Here is an 18,868-nt window from a genome sequence, read left to right as displayed (position 1 = left end):
TGCGAGCCGCGGCGACGGACTCCCGGGCGCTGATGCATCCATGTTATTGGTGAACATGGTTATTGTGTCAACGCCCACACCGGTTCCCGAAAGGTCGCCATGACGATCCCGCGCACGCACCAGCCCTCCGCCGTCATCGTCGACGCCGTCCGCAGCCCGATGGGCCGCGGGAAGGCCGGCGGCGCGCTGTCCGGCCTGCACCCGGTGGACCTGCTCTCGCAGGTGCTCCAGGCGCTGGCCGCACGCAACGACCTCGACCCGGCCCTCATCGACGACGTCCTGGTGGGCTGCGTCGGGGGTAACGGGGAGCAGTCGGCGACACCGGGCCGTCAGGCGGTGCTGGCCGCCGGCTGGCCCGAGTCGGTGCCGTCGGTGACCATCGAGCGCAAGTGCGGATCGGGTCAGCAGGCGCTGAACTTCGCCGTCCAGGGGATCGTGGCCGGCGCCTACGACGTGGCCGTCGCCGCGGGCGTCGAGTCCATGAGCCGGGTGCCGATGGGATCGGCCCGGGGGGACGCCGACCCGCACGGTCCGCGGGTCGCCGCGCGCTACTCCCCCGGCCTGGTCCCCCAGGGCATCAGCGCGGAACTCGTCGCCGACAAGTGGGGACTGTCCCGGGAGCGCCTGGACGAGTACGCCGCCCGCTCCCACCAGCGCGCCGCTGACGCCACCGCCGCGGGAGCCTTCGCCCGCGAGCTGGTCCCGGTGACGACGCCCGACGGCGTCGTCGACGCCGACGAGACGATCCGCCCCGGGACGACGCCCGACAAGCTCGGCGGCCTGCGCCCGGCGTTCGCCGAGAGCCCGCACGCCGCCCGCTTCCCGGAGCTGGACTGGAAGATCACTGCCGGCAACTCCTCGCAGCTGACCGACGGCGCCGCCGCCCTGCTGGTGATGAGCGAGGAGAAGGCCGCGCAACTGGGCCTCACCCCGCGCGCCCGCGTGGTGGCCAGCGCGGTGACCGGCGACGACCCGCTGCTCATGCTGACGGGGCCGATCCCGGCTACCCACAAGGTGCTCACCCGCGCCGGCATGTCGATCGCGGACATCGCCGCCTTCGAGGTCAACGAGGCCTTCGCGTCGGTGCCGCTGGCCTGGCAGGCGGAGTTCGGGGTCGCCGCCGAGCAGCTCAACCCCCGCGGCGGCGCCATCGCGCTGGGCCACCCGCTGGGGGCGTCGGGCGCCCGGCTGGCCACGACCCTGCTCGGCTACCTCGAGGACACCGGGTCGCGGTACGGCCTGCAGACGATGTGCGAGGCGGGCGGCATGGCCAACGCCCTGATCCTCGAGAACCTCGGCCACGGAGGGCAGTGAACATGGATCTCGGCAACGGTTCCGCGGTCGTCACCGGAGGTGCGTCCGGGCTCGGCCTGGCCACCGCCCGTCGGCTGGTCGAGAAGGGGGTGCCCACCGTCCTGGTCGACCTGCCCACGTCGCCGGGCGCCGAGGTGGCCGAGGAGCTCGGCGGCAAGACCCGCTTCGTGGCCGCCGACGTCACCGACCCCGAGGCGGTCGGGCAGGCGGTGGAGGCCGCCGACGAGCTGGCCCCGCTGCGCACCCTGGTGCACTGCGCCGGGCGCGGCGGCGCGATGCGGGTCGTCGACAAGGAGGGCAACCCGGGCTCGCTGGAGTTCTACGAGCAGATCGTCCGGATCAACCTGATCGGCACGTTCAACGTGCTCAGCCAGGCCGCGGCCCGGATGGCGCGGCACGAGCCGGTCGACGGCGAGCGCGGCGTCTGCGTCCTGACCGCGTCCGTGGCCGCCTGGGAGGGCCAGATCGGTCAGCTGCCCTACGCCTCCTCGAAGGCCGGCATCGTCGGGCTCACCCTCGTGGCCGCGCGCGACCTCGCCAGCAAGCTCATCCGGGTGGCCACGATCGCGCCCGGCACGTTCGACACCCCCATCCTCGCCCGGCTCCCCCAGCACGTGCGGGACTCCCTCGGCGAGATGACGCCCCACCCCCGGCGCCTCGGCCGGCCCGACGAGTTCGCGCGGCTCGCCCTCGCCATCGTCGACAACCCGATGATCAACGGGGAGACGATCCGGCTGGACGGCGCGATCCGGATGCAGCCGAAGTGAGCGCCCCGGCCGACGCCCCCGAGGTGCTGACCGAGCGGCAGGGTCCGGTCCTGGTGGTCACGATTAACCGGCCGGCGGCGAAGAACTCGATCAACACCGCCGCCGCCCAGCAGATCGCCGCCGCCATGGACCAGCTCGACGAGGACGACGGCCTGTTCGTCGGCGTCCTCACCGGTGCCGGCGGGGTGTTCAGCGCGGGCATGGACCTCAAGGCCTTCCTGGCCGGCGAGAAGCCGCACGTGCCGGGCCGCGGATTCGCCGGCATCGTGGAGCGGCCGCCGTCCACCCCGCTGATCGCCGCGGTCGAGGGCCCGGCCCTCGCCGGCGGGTTCGAGATCGCGCTGGCCTGCGACCTGATCGTGGCGGCCGAGGACGCCTCCTTCGGGCTGCCCGAGGTCAAGCGCGGGCTGCTCGCCGGGGGCGGTGGCCTGCTGCGGTTGCCCACGAAGGCAGGGTTGCCCAAGGCGACCGAGTGGGCGCTGACCGGCGACCGGATCCCGGCGCCCGCCGCGCACGCGGCGGGCGTGGTCAACCGGCTGGTCCCCTCCGGGGAGGCACTGTCGGCCGCCCTCGAGCTGGCCCGGCAGATCGCCGCGAACGGCCCGCTCGCGGTGCAGGGCACCAAGCGGATCCTCACCGAGAGCGCGAACTGGCCGGCCAAGGAGGCCTTCGCGCGTCAGTGGGAGATCTACGCGCCGATCCGCGCCTCGGAGGACGCGCAGGAGGGTGCCCGGGCGTTCACGGAGAAGCGACCGCCGGTCTGGCGCGGCCGCTAAGGCTCACTTCCAGTCGATGACGTGGTCCATCAGGTGCGGGTGGCGCTGACGGACCCAGTCGGCGTACTCGCTCATGTGGTCGCGCATCAGCCGCTCGGCCTCGGCGGCCTCGCCGCGCTCGATGGCCTCCGCGATCGCCGCGTGCACCTCAAGGACGTGCACGCGGTCCTCCGTCGGGGAGAGCACCCCGCCGACCTGGTCGCGGAAGATGTCCTCCAGCGACATGCACATCAGATTGAGCACCGGGTTGCCCGACAGCGAGGCCACCTCGCGGTGGAACCCGGCCGTGGTGGCCGAGTAGGCCACGTCGTCCTCGACCGTCACCGCGGCGGGGTCGACCGCCCGCAGCTCGGGCGCCTTGCGCTCGGCCGCCAGGCGGGCCATCAGCGGCTCCATCACCAGGCGCGCCTCGAGCAGCTGCTCGAAGGTCATGCCACCGAGGTGGAAGAACAGCGTCGACATGCGCCCGAAGTCGCGGGTGCCGACCTCGATCACCATGGGCCCGCCGTTGCGGCCGGGCTTCATCGTGATCAGGCCGTGGACCTCGAGGATGCGCAGCGCCTCCCGCAGCGAGCCGCGCCCCACACCGTAGTCCTCGAGCATCTGCGCCTCGGAGGACAGCAGGGTGCCCGGCGGCAGCTTGCGGGAGACGATCTCGTGGACGATCTCCTGTGCCAGGGCCTCGGCGACCTTGGCGCCCCTCTTGATCGAACGCGGAGCCGAGCCGTCGGCCCGGGCGGGGCTGCTTGCCGTCATGGAGTCGAAGCGTAGCGGGGTTGCAACGCTCAGGTCTCGAAATCCCTGATATTGGTGAGCAGCTAGCAGTTCATCGCTAGCCCGGATCTTTCGCGGTCATGATCATCTGCTCCGTCGTCGGGGTTCTGGCCCCGCGTGGGCGTGAGACTGGCATCGGGGTGTGACGGTTCCCCCGAGGTCGCTCGGGTGGGCGCCGGTTCCACGGGCCGGCCGGTTCCTCGGGTGGTCGGGACGGGGGCCGAGCACTCGACCGGGAACAGCCAGGGCGTCGAGCCGCCCGAGGGCGTCGAGGGCCAGGTCGGTGAACGGCGCGGCGGCGGCCAGGTGCAGCAGGCGCCGGCGGCCGGTTACCGCGAGCCGGCCGGCGATGGCGAGCAGGCGCAGCCGCAGCCGTTTGGGTTCCCACCGGCGGGCGTCATGCCCGGCCAGGGCGAGGGTCTACATGCAGGCGAGCAGGTCGGCGGCGAGGGCGACGATGGCGCACCAGATCCGGTTCTGGGCAAAGTTGTGCAACGGCAGGTTGGCCAGGCCGGTGTCCTTCGCGCAGCGGATGCGGTCCTCGGCTCGGGCTCGACGGCGGTGGCGCAGCTCGAGATCGGCGAGCTGGCCCCGGCGGGTGTTGGTGACGAAGGCGGTGATGCGCATGCCGTCGAGGTCGGTAATCCGCAGTTGCGCACCCGGATGCGGGCGTTCCTTGCGCACGATCAGCCGCATCCCCGGTGGCCAACCCGAGAGGTCGAAGACGTCGGTGAGCTCGGCGATGAACGCCCCCGGCCGGGGCTGACCGTCGGCGTCGTAGGCCAGCTCCCACCCCGTCTGCGGGATCTCGGCCAGCGTCTGCTGGATTGCGTGCAGGTCGCCGGGGAGGGAGAAGCCGACCGAGTAGGACAACCGGCGCCGGGTCAGCCAGGCCAGCAGCTCGTGCGTGCCACCGGCGCCGTCGATGCGGATGAGCACCTCCTTGCCGCGCGCATGACCGCCGGGCAGCTGCGCCAGGGCGCCAGCGATAACCGTCTTGTGATCGACCACGGTGTTCGAGCCGGCGTTGCCCGCGCGCAGCAGGAAGCTCAGCGGCTCACCGGTGCCCTCCGGTTCGTGGTCGACGAAGGCCCACAGCGGGGGGAAACCGAACCCACGCCTGAACGTCGGCGCCGCGTGCTCCTTCTCCGAGTGCGCGGTGACCAGGGTGGCGTCCACGTCGATGACCAGCGGCGCGGCGGCGTCCGCGCCGGAGTCCGGGGCGTGCTTGCCGGCCAACCGCCAGGCGGTGGCCCGCGCCGTGGCACGGGCGGCGGCGATCGCTGCGAGCGCGGCCGGGGCAGTGGCGGCCAGGGTGTCGAGGCAGCGGGACACCGTCGGGTCCGAGGCCACGGGTCCGAACACCTGCGGATGCGCGCGCAGCTGGGCGATGTTGGCCAGGCAGTCCCCGCCGACGGCCAGGCTGATCGCCAGATCCAGCACGATCTTTCCGGGATCGTGCCGGGCGAACGGCCGCCGCCACCGGGCGAGCGCCGCGCTCAACGCGCTATTCAGCCCGACCGCCGTCGCGGTGCGGGTGAGCAGCGCCCCGCCGGTGGCGGAGACGACCTGGCGACCGGAGCCATCCACCACCAGACGCGGGTAGAGCCCGCTACGCTTTTTGTCGGGTAGCCCGGGCGCCTTTCAGCGCCCGGGCCCCCTCAGAACCGGACGTGCGACTTTCACCGCATCCGGCTCAAGCAAGCCACGAGGGCGTCTGGTTGAGCGTGCCGGGCCCACTGCCGCCCTGCGAGTGCAGTGGGCGTGTAGGAGACGGCGCGTGGTCGGATCGTCCGACGTACCGTGCCCGCCGACCGTCGTGATGCCCTTCTTTCGCATGGCCTTCGTGACGGTGCGGGACCACCGTTCCCAGTCATTCGGGGATAGGGCCCGGGTTTGTCATCGGCGTGCAACAGCAGCGTGCCGCAGGCTGGGCAGCGTCCCCGTTGCCGGATCAGCAGCGTGGATGTTGCGCCGCCGACCTTGGCGTAGGAGCTGCGCCGCCGCTCGGCCCAGTAGCGGTCAAGGGCGGGGTCGTCGGAGGACGCGGAGCCAGTGACCAACCGATGGCGGACGATCTTGGTCCAGGCGAACCGGCGGAGGTAGGCGACGCTGTCGCGGTCGCCGAAGATCCACCGGTCCGCTCGGGCCTGGTTGAAGCGGCCGAAGTAGCGGGAGGTGACCCACTTCTTCGGCTTGTTCGGATGGGCGCGACTGCCCGACGAGCGCGCCGGTACCTGCGCCGGCTTCCTGACCCGGGCCGCGGCCTGGTTCGCCGCCCAGGGCGTGACCGTGCGCCGGGTGCTGACCGACAACGCCAAGAGCTACCGCATCGGGCGGGCCTGGATCACCGCCTGCGACACCCTCGGCATCGGTCGCCGATTCATCAAGCCCGGCCACCCATGGACCAATGGCAAGGCCGAGCGGTTCAACCGCACCCTGCAGACCGAATGGGCCTACGCCACCGCCTGGACCGGCAACGACGAGCGCACCGCGGCCCTGGTCAGCTGGCTGGCGGACTACAACACTGCCCGCAGCCACTCCGCACTCGGAGGCCGCCCACCGGTCAGCCGCCTCGCCGCGTGAACAACGTGTCCGGTCACGACAGCTAGCCGCTAGCCACGCGTCCCACAAGGACCGAACTGATCGCAACCAGGACGCCCAGCGGCAGTACCGACAACTCGCCGCCCAGCCGACAACGCGTCGTCTGCGTGGGATGGCATACCCGGGACCGAGCTGGCCGACCGGTCAGGAGTCGGGTCCGCGAAGGATCGCCTCGTGATACTCCGCGTGATACTGCCGCCCGCGCATTCAGGAGTATCTGAATGCGAATCTGGGCCGTCTCGGCGTCGCCGGTGAAGGCGAAAGCGCAGGCCAAGCGCGAGGACGCATCTAGATGCTCAGCTGCGGACAGGGGTTCAAGTCCCCCCTCGGACACCGAGTTGAACCCCCACGGCTTCTCGGCCGGCGGGGGTTCTTCTGGCTTCCTGGTGCCGGCACGTCCGTCCGACCCCTCCGAACTGGAGACTCCTGTCCCCAGCTGTCGCACTCGAGGGCGCCCGCTCCGCCGATGAAACCCGGCGAACCATCTGTCGATGGTCAAGGCGCACCGTCAGGCCCAAACGGCGCATCTGCGTGATGACGAGGACCGTGGCGACCATGGCACACGAAGACGACCAGTCGGGGGCAGCGACGGTCGACTGGGATGCCGACTCCTATGCGCAACTATCCACACCTCAGCAGGCCTGGGCACAGGAGGTCCTCGCCCGGCTACGCCTCCGGGGCGACGAGACCGTCTACGACCTCGGCTGCGGCGCTGGACTCATCACCGAGCAGCTCGCCGACCTCGCCCCCCGCGGGTGGGTCGTCGCAGTCGACGCCTCCCCGGCGATGGCGCGAGCCACCAAGGCCCGCCTCGGGGACCGCGCCGAGGTCATCGTCGCCGACGTCCGACGATTCACATGGCCGCAGCCTGCCGACGTCCTCGTATCCACGGCGACCCTGCACTGGATTCCTGACCATCCGGGCCTGTGGCGACATCTGCACACCCTGCTTCGCCCCGGGGGGACCCTCGCGGTCCAGTGCGGCGGTGCCGGCAACATCCCCGGCGTCGAGCGCGCCATGGCCTACTTGGCCTCTCAGGCACCATTCGCCGCGCACCTGTCACCGTTCCGGTCACCCTGGACCTTCGACTCGGTCGACACGGCGCGACGTGACGTGGCGGCTGCAGGCTTCGTCGACGTCCGGGTCTGGTCACAACGGCGAACGGCACGACCGCCGGACATGCTCGCGTTCCTGGCGAACTCCGTCGCCGTGACCGAGCTCGACCGCTTGCCACACGACTTGCACAGCCGATACACGGCTGACCTGTTCACCGCTCTGGGAGCTCCCGAGGAACTCGCCTACGTCCGCCTCAACGTCGACGCACGGGCGGGCAGTTCGGGCGATCTCGACGACCACGCGACCCGATGATCGAGTCATCCGGTAGCTCCCGTTGCGGCCCGCAGGCCCGGGCGCACCGCGCGCGACGGCTGCCCGCTGCCAGAAGTGTCAGCCCGGTGCTGCGCCGCCCTGCGACGGTGCAGTTCCGCTAGCCAGCCGTCGCACACCACCTGGCGGACGGCTATTCCGGCACGTGGCTGCCCTGAACCGTGCTGCACTACACGTCGTGCACCAGCAGCACCCTTTGCACCACGTCAGCGCCCCCAAGCAATGCACGGTGCGACTGTCGGTCTTGATCTGCCATGTAGGACGCGTAGCCGTCCTGGGACTCGAACGAGACGATGTGGACCTCGTTGAGCGCGTCCTCCGTTCGCAGACGCCGTTCGAGCCGTCCGCCGTGGCGAGCCAGCAACGGCAGCACCAGCGACTCGTACCGCTGAAATGCCGGCTCGGCGCCTGGAGCGATGTCCGCGACCATGACGAAGGTAAGCCTCATGGGCCGACGCTAGTAGCCGACTACCTCCTGAGACGGAGCCCCGGGAGTAGCCGTGTGCGCATGTAGCGTGTCGCCCCTCGGACACAGCTTCGATGTCCCGAGACACCGTGCAGGTGTCTCGGGACATCGGTCATGCTGAAGCCGGTGGTCGGTGTCCTGTCCGGTCGGGCCCGAGGTGCGGCCCGACTCGGCCGCCGACCGTGCGGATCAGCGGTTGCCGCCGCCGATCATCGGGTCGTCGTCCGGCTCGGCCCCGCCCCTCTCCACCCCCTCGGTGGAGGTCCGACTGGTGTAGCCGGCCGGGTCGGACTCATCCACGACGACCTCGTCGCGCACCACCGCGACCGGCGGCTGCGGAACGACCGCAACCGGTTCCTGTGAGGGGCTCACTTGCTCATGGCCCTCGCTCCGGCCACCGCCGGCCGCGGCAGCGGCACCTGCGGCCACGGCCGCCGCCCCGGCCACCGCAGCCGCGCCTGCGGCCACGGCCTTGCCCGACACGCCCGCCTTGCCGCTGTCGCCGCGGGAGGCGAAGGCAGCGTTCGCGCCGGGAGTGCCGACGTCCTGCCCGGGGTTGATCGCGCCGCGCCATCCGCCGGTGGCGTAGCCCTCGCTCTCCACGAGTGCCTTGAAGCGCTGGAGATCGGACTCGACCTGCCGCTCCACCACGCCGAGCTTGTCCCCGACCTGCTCCACGAGACCCTCGGGCTCGTACTCCAGCGACAGGTGGATCAGGGTCGAGCCCACGCCGACCGGCTCGAACCGCACGGCTCCGGCGTTCGTCGCACCCTCCTTGGCGGCCCAGGCGATCTTCTGGTCCGGCACCTGCTCGATGATGGTGGCTTCCCACTCGCGACGGACGCCCGCGATCTCCGCCACCCAGTGCAGGCTCTGGTCGCTGTGCTGGTGCACCTCCTTCACCCCGCCCATGAAGTGCGGGAAGTCCTCGAACTGGGTCCACTGGTTGTAGGCCGTGGACACCGGCACGTCGACCTGGATCGATTTCTCGGCCTTGGTGGTCATCTTGACTCCTTCTCGCTTGGCATGCGCTCTACGACCGTCCACCCGGCTACCCCGACCGTGACGGGTCGATGCCTTCCCTCGCCGTTCGCTCCATCGCCCGACCAGTCGTTCCAGACCTGCTGGCGGCGTCGTGGGAAGACGACCACCGCGTCGACCGACGAGCAGACCGAGCCGACGACGAGCCGGGAACCCGCGAACTCCCCGCGCCGGCGCCACCGCGGCGCTGCCCCGCGTCACCCGCTCAACCGCACGGGTGCGCTCGGAGGGTGTCGCCCCTCGGACACCAGCGGATGTCGCGGGACCTCGTCCTCGGTGTCGCGCGACATCTTTCGCAGCGAGGACCGTCGCTGGTGTCCCGGGATGGCGTGCGCATCACGACCGCGCGAGCGCCGCGGCGAGCTGGCTGCCGTCGTGGAACTGGGCGCCCTGGCAGGCTGAGCTCGATGCCGGAGAAGGACAGGGTCCCGGCCAGGTGCTCGATCCGGACGGCGTCGTCGGTCTCGTCCGGCAGGTTGAGGTAGACGCCGACGACGACGCCCGGGTTCGCATCTCCTCGATGTCGCCACGTTCAGGTACGTCCGGGGCGTGCCCGCCCGTTCCCCGCCTGCGCCGGACTCGCGTACCGGGCCGATCTCGACGGCCACGGTCGCTCCCCGAGGGGTCAGCTCGGTGATCTCCTCCGTGGCGCCGATCAGCACGGGACGGGGCCGGTCCGACACGTCGATCCCCCTCTCCGGCACGGGTGCCGCCTCGGGCAGTCCTTCGTACGAGTGGTCGAGCTGCCCGGCCATGTCGAGCACGTCGGAAGGGCGCATCCGGACAGCCGTCCCTTCCTCGGTCCGCAGGGAGAACCGCCGGCCGAGCCATGCATGGCTGCCGGGGTCCCGGTGTCCGGCGGCGATCCACGCGGCCCGCAACCGGTCGATGTTGGCGTGGTGCAGCCAGAAGATCGGGTCGAGGGCCGCCGTGTTGGGGTCACGCATGGGCCCCGCGCGCCGCCGACCCACACGTGGACCGGCCCGTGGGGCTGGGCCTCGAGCGTGCCGAAGGCCGGACCCTGGTGCGCGAATCCTGTCCGCGGCCCGCCGAAACCCGTCGAAGCGCCCAACCCGACCTCCGTGAAGACGTCCTCGGCAAGGGCGGCGGACGTGTCCGTGACGACGTCGGGCAGCGGGAGCCCGTCGTTCACCGAGGGGCGCCGTGCTGCCACGAAGAGCGGGTTGTCCGTTCCGTCAGGCAGGCGTGGGACCCGGAAGGCGGGAGGCCGGGCCGACCCCGGGGTCCCGTCGCCGTAGTTCCATCACGGCAGCGCCCAGGAGTCGCGCTCGTCCCCGGCGGGGATGAGGGACCGCAGGATGCGCTCGAACCGGTAGAGGTACATGCGGTGCCACGGCAGGAAGTACCACGACGCGTGCTGGCACTCGTTCCACGGTGCCCCCGCCGGTGGCCGGACGCCCGCGATGCCGTGGACAGCCGCTGGGAAGCCCCAGCTCCGCGGATCGGCCAACGGCAGCTGCTGCATCGACCGCACGCCGTGCGCGTGGCCGAGGAGAACCGGGTGCCATGGTTGCTCCTCGGTCCCGAGACTCCAGACGTCCCTCCGGATGGTCGTCATGACGGGCCCCCGCTCCCTGCGGCATCGCGACGCCAAGCGGCGGGCGTCACCCGCTCGTCACCGCGGCCTGGTGGCTACCACGTCCTCCCACCTGCCGCCCTCGCTCACGGCCGGGTGGCCCGACGAGCCCACTCCCGGCCGTCGCACCGGGGCACGGTGCCGGAGGTCCACCTGCGCGCGGACGTGCGGCGCGCTCCCCGGGTGGCCGTGCCCACGGCCACGGGGGGCACCTGTGCGCTCAGCCGTCGCGGTTGACCGGCTCCACGGTCTGGCGGTGGAGATCGTCGAGCCAGTTCCGGACCGCGTCGAGGACGCCATCGGGGGACGACGCCACCGCGACCGTCTCCTCCTCCGCCGCCCCTCCGGCGGCCGCGCTCCCCTGGGTCAGGAGCCGCGCCCGGAACGCGCCGGCATCCTCGAGCCAGACGCGGATGAGCAGTGCGGCACTCCGGTGGTCGACCAACGTCATCTCTCCTATGGGGTGCCACGCAGCAGCACAGACCCCTTCCGGCGACCGCGTGACGCGGCCGATGTCCCGGGTTCCATGCTCAGCGGTGACGCTGCGCGACGCAGTCCCCTGGACGGATGACGCACCGACGTGGACGACGCTCCTCCCCCGGTGGCCCTCGACGGACGGACGTCTGCCGACCGTCGCGCACATGTCACCGCAGCACGTCACCGCCCCGTTCCCGGTCATGCCCGCCGCACCATCCCGGGTGGTGGCCGGAGTGCCCGACGGATGCGCGGTACGTGCCCGATCAGCCGAATCATCAGCTCGCTGGGGGGCACGCCGAGCTCGTCCTCCAGCATCGTCCGGAACAACTCGTAGGCGCGGACTGCCTCCGCCACGTTCCCCTCGGCCAGGTGGATCCTGACCACCAGCCGGTGGGCGCTCTCCCGCAGCGGTTCGGCGCGAACCGCTGCGTGGGCTGCCTGCAGTGCTTCACCATGACGGCCGCATGACGCCAGTCGCTCCGCCACGGTCTCCAGCGCCCGCAGACGGAGCTGCCGCAACCGCTCGCGCTCGAGGAGGACCCAGTCGTCGTACCACCCTGGGAGGAGATCGCCCAGCAGATCCGTATCGGGCACGGCCAGGTCGTCCGTCCCTCCGGAACGGAGCATCACCCGTCGCGCCCAGTCGTTGAGGTCGCGCACGTCGACGCGGACATCCGCCGCCAGCTGGAGGCATGTCCCGGACGCCTCGACGAGGCCCGGTACCGCCTTGTTCAGCCGCCACAGAGTCGACCGCAGGCTCCCGTGCGCGTGCTCCTCGGGGACGTCGGGCCACAGGTGGCCGGCCGTGGCCGTCCGTGACGCCCTGGTGGACAGACACAGGTGTGCCAGCAGCCGCTGCACCGCACGGGGGAGGTCGTCGGCGGTCGAGCGCAGGGTGCGACCCGGCCGCGCCAGCCCGAAGCCGTCGAGCAAGGTGACGCGGGTGAGGGACGAACTGTCCACCTGAGGGCTCCCATCTCCGAGGGACGAAGGGATGCCGCCTGCGGCCGGAGCGGTCGCCCGGCCACGGGAGGGCGGGCAACCCTCGCGCCGGCGCCGGTGCGGCACCGGTGTGGCCGGACCGCCCGGTGCTCACACGACTGCGGACGACATGGCTCCTCCTGGACGCAGGAACGTGAACTGCGGAGGACAAGGCTATTGAGACGGGGGCCACGGATCCGTACGCACTTGTGCGTAGTGGTGGGAGGCCGGTGACGGGCCGGCGAGGTGCGTGCCGGAACAGCATCGTGCCAAAGGGCCCTGCACCGTCGGCGACCGGAGCAATACGGTCAGCTCCATGCCGAGGCGCAAGTCTTGTCACGCAGCGTGGCTCTCGCTCGCCGGCGACATCCTGGAGGGGCAGCCCAGGGCGCAGGGGTTCCCCCATGCCCAGGTGGCGGATCTCCTCGTGAAGTCCTTCGACGCAGCCTGCTGCTCACTCAACGTGGTGGACGGCGCGTGGGTGGACCACGTCGTCGGCGCCTGGCCTGACGGCTACCTGCCCATGAAGCCGCCATCCGGTGAGCTCCCCGACGGCACCACGCACCCGCTCATCCGCTGGTACTCGGTCACGGGCAGCTCCTCGGCCCAGATCCTGGGCAGGGTGCCCCGCCAGGTGGCGCCCGCGCCCATGGCGGCCCGGTGGTCGGAGTTCGCCCGCCAGTTCGGGATCACCCACCAGATCGCGCTGCCGCTCCGGGTCGGCGACGGTATCCGGGCCTACGTGGTCAGCCGTCCGGACGACGACTACGCCGACGCCGACGCCGAGCTCGCGGACCTCGTCCGCCCTGTTCTGGTAGCGCTGGTCCGCCAGCACGGGGTCCTCGCGGACATGGGGGAACGCCAGTACGAGCACGCTCGCGGCACTCGCTTGACGGAACGCGAGTTCGCCGTCCTCAGGCTGCTCGGCTCGGGACTCACCGCGGCGGCGATGGCCCGCCGGCTGCACACGTCGCCCCGGACGGTGCAGAAGCATCTCGAGCACCTGTACCGCAAGCTCGGCGTGCGGGACCGGCTGATGGCGGTCCAGCGAGCCCGTGAGGCCGGCCTCCTGGCCGCACCCGCCTCGAGCGGTGGAGGTGAGGGCACGACGGGATCTCCGGCGCCGGAGCTCTCCATCGGCAGCGGGCACGCCATCACTACCGCGCCCGCGCCGGTGTCCACGAGCGATCACATGCGCTGCACCACTGGCTGATCCCCACCGGCTCGTGGCACCACCGTGCCGGGAGCGGGAGCGGGTGCGGTCCACGGTCGCGGGAGGTGCTTGGCCTCGAAGTAGTCGCCGCACGTACGCGCCGCGTCCTCGGTCTCCACCGCCTGGCTGGACTGCGACTGCCTCACCAGCCGTGGGATGTGCTTCGAGCAGTGGATGTACGCCTCCGTGACGCTGACGCGCACCCAGCGATCCGGTCGGCGCCCGCCCTGCTGCAGCAATCCGTCCACCACCTGCTCGGGCAACGGGCCGGCGGACAGCAGCTGCTCGTTCTCCAGGATCGCCGCCCGGCCGTTCACGTGCAGCCCGATGGCATCGCCGCAGAAGTCGATGAACAGCATGCCGATGCCCCGGGTCTCCGCGATGTTGCCGAGACTGCTCATGACGCCGTTGCCCCGGTACTCGGGGTAGAGGAGGGTCCGCTCGTCCAGGACGCCGACGAACCCCGGTCCCCCGGAGCGGAACGAGCAGTCAGCGTCCCCGCTCCCGTCGGCCGTCGCGATGAACACCATGTCCATGCGCTGGATGAACGTCTGCATCCGCTCGCTGAGGTGCTCGAGGACCTGGTGGTCGTAGAAGGCCCGGGCGCGGGTGGACGTCCCGTAGCGCTCCTGCAGATGGTGCTCACCGTTCGAACCGGGCATGCCCCGCCCCCTTCAGGTGACGCTCCGAACCTCGCAACCGGAGGCTAGGGACGGCGCGGACGACGGTCTGTACGTACACGTGCGTACAGCCCGCCGCGGGCAAGCGGCAGCGCCTGTGCGCTGTCCCGGGTCGCCGCTCGAGCTCCGTCTGGCAACCGCACGGCCTTCGGGCCAGCAGGCTTCCCATGACGTCGGCATGTGCTCCGGCGGCCACGGGCGCTTGCCGCCGTCGTGCCCGCCTGCCCGGGAGCCCAGGGCCGTAGGACGGACCTGCTTGACCAGCGCGCGCCCCGGCGCGACCGTACCTGCACGCCACCACCCACAGGGGGTCGCAGACGTGCAGACTCGGTTCACGACGCTGGTCGGCTGTTCGGTCCCGATCCAGCAGGCGCCCATGGGGGCGGTGTCGTCGCCGGACCTGGCGGTCGCAGTCGCGGACGCGGGGGCTGTCGGCACCCTCTGTGCGCTGGGTGTGCCCGGTGAGACCTTCGTCCGCCGCCTGGACGACATGCGGCAACGCACGAGCGGCGTGCTGTCGGCGAACATCCTCCTCGAGGACACCGACGAAGAGCTCATCGTCGCCGCCGCGGAGCGGGTACGGGTGGTCGACTTCTTCTGGTTCGATCCCTCGCCGCGACTGGTGGAGCTCGTCCACCGGGCGGGGGCTCTGGCCGGCTGGCAGGTCGGGTCCGCGGAGGAAGCGCGCGCCGCCGCGGATGCCGGCTGCGACCTCGTCGCCGCGCAGGGCCGCGAAGCCGGCGGCCACGTGAGAGGGGACCAGCCGCTACTGCCTCTGCTGCGCGAGGTCCTCGACGCCGTGCCGATCCCGGTGCTCGCCGCCGGTGGCATCGCCGACGCCCGCACCTTCGCCGCGGTGATGGCCGCCGGAGCGGACGGAGCACGGATCGGCACCCGGTTCGTCGCCGCCACCGAATCCGCGGCACACCCTGCCTACAAGCAGGCACTCGTCGACGCGGCCGGTGACTGCACCGTCATCACCGACACGTTCACCCATGGCTGCCCCCTCTGCGCCACCCGCGCACGGCACCGGGTGCTGCGCAGTGCCATCGAACGGGTAGCGGCCCTGGACGGTGACGTCGTCGGGACGGTGACGATGGGCGGCCGGCACGTCCCGCTCCCGCGCGGGGCCGGCCTGCCACCGCTCGCTGCCGTCGACGGGGACGTGGCGGCCATGGCCCTGTACGCCGGCGCGGGCGTCAGCTCGGTCACGGCCATCCGGCCGGCCGCAGAGCTGATCAGCGACCTGATGATCGCTCTCGGCTCCCGCGAGGCACCCGCACTCGGCTGAACGCGCACCGCCCTGAGACCTGGCCAGGGCACCTGATCGGGAGCGTCGACAGAGACGAGCCGGGCCTGGTGCCGGACTCGGCCGCCTCGGTGGTGACGGTGCGCGCGGGCGACCTGGACTGGACGGTGGTGCGCATCCCTCGAGCCGTCCTCGGCCGGCATCACGGCGGGGTACCGATCGGTGCCCACGTGACCGTTGCGCGACACCGCGGTGACGGCGGAGGCTGTGCCCTGCTGGCCGTCGCCGGTGAGGAGTTGCCATGGACGTCCGCGTGCAGCCCCATGACGAAGCGTCTCGCGCGATCGCGCGTCGGCTGGCCGAGATCCTGGACGCGGTGCATGCCGGCGACCTCGAGCGGCTGGCCGGCTACCACCTCGACAGCCCGAAGTTCACCAAGTTCAACGACTCTCCGCCGCTGGATCGACAGGACTTCGCCACGGCGATGGAAGCGGAAGCGGCCGAGTTCACGGCACTCGACGAGATCCGCGGCGCGTTCGAGGACGTGAAGATCGACGTCTTCGGAGCAGCTGCGGTGGTCACCGGCATCTTCGCCTACGAGGCGTGGATCGGCGACGACCGGGCGAGCGGCCGAGTACGCACCACCGTGGTCGTGGTGGACGACGCCGGCGACTGGAAGATCGCCCACGAGCATCTGTCGGTCCTGCCTCAACCCGGGTGAGCCCGGGGCGGCGGACGGCGACCTGCGGATCGCTCATCGGCCCCGGGAGCGTGTGCGTGTGTACCGTGTCGCCCCTCGGACACCGGCTCGATGTCCCGGGACTCCTGCATCGGTGTCCCGGGACATCGCCTTTCGGGGCCGGCGGGTCGTCGTTCCGGGCGAGGACCTAGCGCGGGGGCTCGGACCGGTCAGCCGGCGTGGACCCGTTCGGAGATCTCGCGCTCGAGGGCGTTGAAGTCCGCCGCGTTCACGTCCCGGTCGTCCCCCAGCTGCACGGGGATGACGTCACTGATGTGCCCGGGTGCACCCTTGGCGGCGCCGCCGGTCATCACCACCACCCGGTCGGCGAGGTACACCGCCTCCTCGATGGAGTGGGTCACGAAGACGACGGTGGTCCCGGCCTCGCGGTAGAGGCGGCGCAACTCGTGCTGCATCTGGGTCCTCGTGAGCGCGTCGAGGGCACCGAACGGCTCGTCCATCAGCAGCACGGCCGGGTCGTTGGCGAGCACCCGTGCGATGGCCACGCGCTGCTGCATCCCGCCCGAGAGCTCCCCCGGGAACCGGTCGGCGAAGCGCGTCAGGCCCACGACCTCGATGAACGCCTCGGCGATGTCCCCCGCACGGCGGCGGGGCGTCCCCCGCTGCCGCAGCCCGAACCGGACGTTCTCGGCCACGGTGAGCCAGGGGAACAGCCCGTAGTCCTGGAAGACCACTCCCCGGTCCGGACCCGGACGCGTGACCGGCCGGCCGCCCACCTCGACCCGCCCCCGGGTGGGCGCCTCGAAGCCGGCCAGGATGCGCAGCAGGGTGCTCTTCCCGCAGCCGCTCGCGCCGACGACGGCGACGAACTCCCCCGGCGCGATGTCGAGGGAGACGCCGGCGACGGCGTCCACGCCCGCAGCCCCGCCGTAGCGCTTCCCGAGGTCGTCGACGAGCACCCGGCCGGCGCCGGTGTGCCGGGTGAGACGGGACAGGTCGGACACGCTCATGTGGACCTCACCAGGGGACGTCGGCGGAAGATCCCGCGCAGGCCGTGCAGCAGGATGCGGTCGGACAGGAAGCCGGCCAGGCCGATCACGATCATCCCGACGACGACGCGGTCGGTGCGGACCTGCTCGCGGGCCAGGGTGATCATGCTGCCCAGTCCCCACTCGATGCCGTTGCTCTCGCCGAGCACGAGGATGACCCAGGCGAGGCCCAACCCGATCCGCAGCCCGCTGACGATGCCGGGGGTCGACGCGGGGACGACCACCTTGAGCAGCACGTTGGCGCGCGAGGTGCCCAGCATCTGCGCCGCCTCGACCAGCCGGGGCGGCACCTCCCGGACCGCGGCCACGGTGTTGAGGAGGATCGGGAAGAAGGCCGAGAGGGTGATCAGGAAGATCGTCGCCTGGCTGCCGAAGCCGATGATCAGCAGGATCAGGGGCACCCATGCGGTCGCCGGGATGGGCCGGAACAGGTTCACCGCCGGGTCGAACGCCGCGTGCACCAGCCGGTAGCGGCCCATCAGCACGCCGAGCGGGATCGCCAGCGCCGCGGCCAGGCCGAATCCGGCGAGGACCCGGCCGGTGCTGGCCCACAGGTGCTGCCACAAGGTGCCGCTGAAGGCGTCGTCGAAGACCCCGCCGAACGCGAAGTCCCACAGCAGGCGGGCGACCTCGGCCGGCTCGGGCAGGAATGCCATCTTGATGTCGAAGACGAGGACCCACCGCCCGCGGACGCCGAGGTGCCACAGGACGACGATGCCGACGAGGACGCCGAAGCCCAAGGCCGCCCGGCCCGCAGCGGCCGACCGTCCGGTCGCCGGGGACGTCACGAGCCTGCGGGCTCGTCGCGCGACGCGAAGGACGCGTCCACGACGTCCTCGAGGGCCGGGGCCTCCTGGATCATCCCGAGACGGGCCATCTGCGCGGCGAGGTTGCCGATCTGGTCCTCGTAGGTAGGCGAGAGGTCGGCGCGGAGCCAGAAGTTCTCCAGCGCACGCTCGAGAACCGCCTGGTCGCCGCCGTACTCCGCGATCATCTCCGGGAGCCACTCGTCCTGGTTCTCGGCCATGTAGGCGGTGGTCGCGGCGTGGGTGTCCACCACCGCCTGCACGAGGTCGGGGTCCTCCTCGATCATCCCGCCCGTGGTGAGCAGGGCGATGTTCAGCCGGCCGATCTCGGTCGAGTACGGGTCGGCGATCACGTGCCCGTCGGCGCCGAGCGCGAGGGACACGCCGATCTCAGGGGCGGCGAAGGCATCGATCTGTCCGGTGTTGAAGGCGTTGAAGAACTCCGGCGCGCTGAGTGACACCAGCTCCACGTCCTCGACGTCCACGCCCTCGCGCTCGAGGATGAGCCGCAGGGCGACCAGCTGGGAGCTGGACTCGAGGTAGCCCAACCGCTTGCCGACCAGGTCGCGCACGGACTGGATCTCCGGGGTGCCGACGATGCCGCTGCCGCCGTCCGCAGCAGCGGCGACGATCCGCACGTCGCGGCCGGCCGCGGCGCCGGCGATCGTCGCCGTGATGCTGCCGACGGCGAAGTCCACGGAGCCGCTGGCGAGCGCGTCGTTGAGCGCCGGTGCGGTCTCGAGCGCGACCACCTCGAACTCGACACCGCCTTCGGCGTGCTCGGCGTAGAGGTACGGCGCGTAGAAGTGAGGTTGGCCCCGCAGGGTCCCCACCTGGACGACCCGGGTTTCCCCGCTCTCGTCCGTGCTGGCGCCCGTCGACGTGCAGCCGGCCATCGCCGTCACCAGGGCGAGCGGCGCGAGGGCGCCGACGGATCGGCGCAGGAAGGAGGAGGACAGGGACGCAGTTGGCATGGGCCGATGCTCGT

General features: G+C 71.8%; 19 protein-coding genes and 1 pseudogene. 8 read left to right on the top strand and 12 right to left on the bottom strand.

Going from position 1 to position 18,868, the window contains the following annotated elements:
- Positions 1-99 precede the first annotated feature (99 nt).
- From ACI79W_RS04285 to ACI79W_RS04275, 3 genes are read left to right on the top strand one after another with little or no spacing between them, the layout of a single operon-like run.
- A complete protein-coding gene (locus ACI79W_RS04285) occupies positions 100-1,314 on the top strand; it encodes a thiolase family protein (RefSeq protein ID WP_456560834.1) in 1,215 nt (404 codons plus the stop codon).
- A 2-nt stretch (positions 1,315-1,316) separates the two neighbouring features.
- Complete coding sequence (locus ACI79W_RS04280) at positions 1,317-2,081, top strand: SDR family NAD(P)-dependent oxidoreductase (RefSeq protein WP_456560833.1); 765 nt, start codon at positions 1,317-1,319, stop codon at positions 2,079-2,081.
- A complete protein-coding gene (locus tag ACI79W_RS04275) occupies positions 2,078-2,857 on the top strand; it encodes a crotonase/enoyl-CoA hydratase family protein (protein ID WP_456560832.1) in 780 nt (259 codons plus the stop codon). The genes ACI79W_RS04280 and ACI79W_RS04275 overlap by 4 nt, the downstream gene beginning before the upstream one ends.
- 3 nt (positions 2,858-2,860) lie before the next feature.
- On the opposite strand, the gene ACI79W_RS04270 is transcribed toward ACI79W_RS04275, so the two are convergent.
- Together ACI79W_RS04270 and ACI79W_RS04265 are read right to left on the bottom strand one after the other, a co-directional pair.
- Positions 2,861-3,613, bottom strand: coding sequence for a FadR/GntR family transcriptional regulator (locus tag ACI79W_RS04270; protein ID WP_456560831.1), 753 nt, complete (start codon positions 3,611-3,613; stop codon positions 2,861-2,863).
- A gap of 249 nt (positions 3,614-3,862) precedes the next feature.
- Positions 3,863-5,227 (bottom strand): annotated as a pseudogene (locus tag ACI79W_RS04265) (IS1380 family transposase); the annotation flags it as partial.
- Between the two features lie 582 nt (positions 5,228-5,809).
- Here ACI79W_RS04265 and ACI79W_RS04260 point away from each other — a divergent pair.
- On the top strand, positions 5,810-6,217 hold the full coding sequence (locus tag ACI79W_RS04260) for an integrase core domain-containing protein (protein ID WP_456560830.1): 408 nt from the start codon (positions 5,810-5,812) through the stop codon (positions 6,215-6,217).
- A 573-nt stretch (positions 6,218-6,790) separates the two neighbouring features.
- Complete coding sequence (locus ACI79W_RS04255; RefSeq protein ID WP_456560829.1) at positions 6,791-7,603, top strand: class I SAM-dependent methyltransferase; 813 nt, start codon at positions 6,791-6,793, stop codon at positions 7,601-7,603.
- A 187-nt stretch (positions 7,604-7,790) separates the two neighbouring features.
- On the opposite strand, the gene ACI79W_RS04250 is transcribed toward ACI79W_RS04255, so the two are convergent.
- The 6 genes from ACI79W_RS04250 to ACI79W_RS04225 form a co-directional block, all read right to left on the bottom strand.
- Complete coding sequence (locus tag ACI79W_RS04250) at positions 7,791-8,069, bottom strand: hypothetical protein (RefSeq protein WP_456560828.1); 279 nt, start codon at positions 8,067-8,069, stop codon at positions 7,791-7,793.
- A gap of 207 nt (positions 8,070-8,276) precedes the next feature.
- Entirely contained in the window at positions 8,277-9,092 is an 816-nt protein-coding gene (locus tag ACI79W_RS04245; RefSeq protein WP_456560827.1) for an SRPBCC family protein, read from the bottom strand.
- 233 nt (positions 9,093-9,325) lie between these two features.
- The gene (locus ACI79W_RS04240) at positions 9,326-10,099 is read right to left on the bottom strand and encodes a tyrosinase family protein (protein WP_456560826.1); all 774 of its coding nucleotides are present in this window, start codon (positions 10,097-10,099) and stop codon (positions 9,326-9,328) included.
- Positions 10,100-10,392: 293 nt separating this feature from the next.
- A complete protein-coding gene (locus ACI79W_RS04235; RefSeq protein WP_456560825.1) occupies positions 10,393-10,707 on the bottom strand; it encodes a tyrosinase family protein in 315 nt (104 codons plus the stop codon).
- A 238-nt stretch (positions 10,708-10,945) separates the two neighbouring features.
- Positions 10,946-11,176, bottom strand: a complete 231-nt coding sequence (locus tag ACI79W_RS04230) for a hypothetical protein (RefSeq protein ID WP_456560824.1) — start codon at positions 11,174-11,176, stop codon at positions 10,946-10,948.
- A 224-nt stretch (positions 11,177-11,400) separates the two neighbouring features.
- Positions 11,401-12,165 carry an AfsR/SARP family transcriptional regulator gene (locus ACI79W_RS04225; RefSeq protein WP_456560823.1) on the bottom strand — a complete coding sequence of 255 codons (765 nt, stop codon included), beginning with the start codon at positions 12,163-12,165 and terminating at the stop codon, positions 11,401-11,403.
- Between the two features lie 334 nt (positions 12,166-12,499).
- Between ACI79W_RS04225 and ACI79W_RS04220 the strand changes: the two genes are divergently transcribed.
- The gene (locus ACI79W_RS04220; RefSeq protein WP_456560822.1) at positions 12,500-13,396 is read left to right on the top strand and encodes a response regulator transcription factor; all 897 of its coding nucleotides are present in this window, start codon (positions 12,500-12,502) and stop codon (positions 13,394-13,396) included.
- On the opposite strand, the gene ACI79W_RS04215 is transcribed toward ACI79W_RS04220, so the two are convergent.
- Positions 13,372-14,058, bottom strand: coding sequence for a pyridoxamine 5'-phosphate oxidase family protein (locus tag ACI79W_RS04215; protein WP_456560821.1), 687 nt, complete (start codon positions 14,056-14,058; stop codon positions 13,372-13,374). The two genes, ACI79W_RS04220 and ACI79W_RS04215, sit on opposite strands and share 25 nt — an antisense overlap.
- Positions 14,059-14,395: 337 nt before the next feature.
- Here ACI79W_RS04215 and ACI79W_RS04210 point away from each other — a divergent pair, with 337 nt between their 5' ends.
- Together ACI79W_RS04210 and ACI79W_RS04205 are read left to right on the top strand one after the other, a co-directional pair.
- Positions 14,396-15,367 (top strand): NAD(P)H-dependent flavin oxidoreductase, encoded by a 972-nt coding sequence (locus tag ACI79W_RS04210; RefSeq protein ID WP_456560820.1) that lies wholly within the window; start codon positions 14,396-14,398, stop codon positions 15,365-15,367.
- Positions 15,368-15,626: 259 nt separating this feature from the next.
- The gene (locus tag ACI79W_RS04205) at positions 15,627-16,046 is read left to right on the top strand and encodes a nuclear transport factor 2 family protein (protein WP_456560819.1); all 420 of its coding nucleotides are present in this window, start codon (positions 15,627-15,629) and stop codon (positions 16,044-16,046) included.
- A 188-nt stretch (positions 16,047-16,234) separates the two neighbouring features.
- Here the strand turns inward: ACI79W_RS04205 and ACI79W_RS04200 are convergent, their stop codons facing one another.
- Genes ACI79W_RS04200 through ACI79W_RS04190 form a run of 3 tightly spaced genes read right to left on the bottom strand, consistent with a single transcriptional unit; the run spans position 16,235 to position 18,854 of the window.
- Positions 16,235-17,035 (bottom strand): ABC transporter ATP-binding protein, encoded by an 801-nt coding sequence (locus tag ACI79W_RS04200; protein WP_456560818.1) that lies wholly within the window; start codon positions 17,033-17,035, stop codon positions 16,235-16,237.
- Positions 17,032-17,862, bottom strand: a complete 831-nt coding sequence (locus ACI79W_RS04195; RefSeq protein WP_456560817.1) for an ABC transporter permease — start codon at positions 17,860-17,862, stop codon at positions 17,032-17,034. Before ACI79W_RS04195 ends, ACI79W_RS04200 begins: the two co-directional genes overlap by 4 nt.
- Positions 17,859-18,854 carry an ABC transporter substrate-binding protein gene (locus ACI79W_RS04190; RefSeq protein ID WP_456560816.1) on the bottom strand — a complete coding sequence of 332 codons (996 nt, stop codon included), beginning with the start codon at positions 18,852-18,854 and terminating at the stop codon, positions 17,859-17,861. Before ACI79W_RS04190 ends, ACI79W_RS04195 begins: the two co-directional genes overlap by 4 nt.
- Positions 18,855-18,868: the final 14 nt, after the last annotated feature.

The sequence above is a fragment of the Blastococcus sp. SYSU DS0533 genome, assembly GCF_054050775.1.
This window is presented reverse-complemented; position numbering and strand designations above follow the sequence as displayed.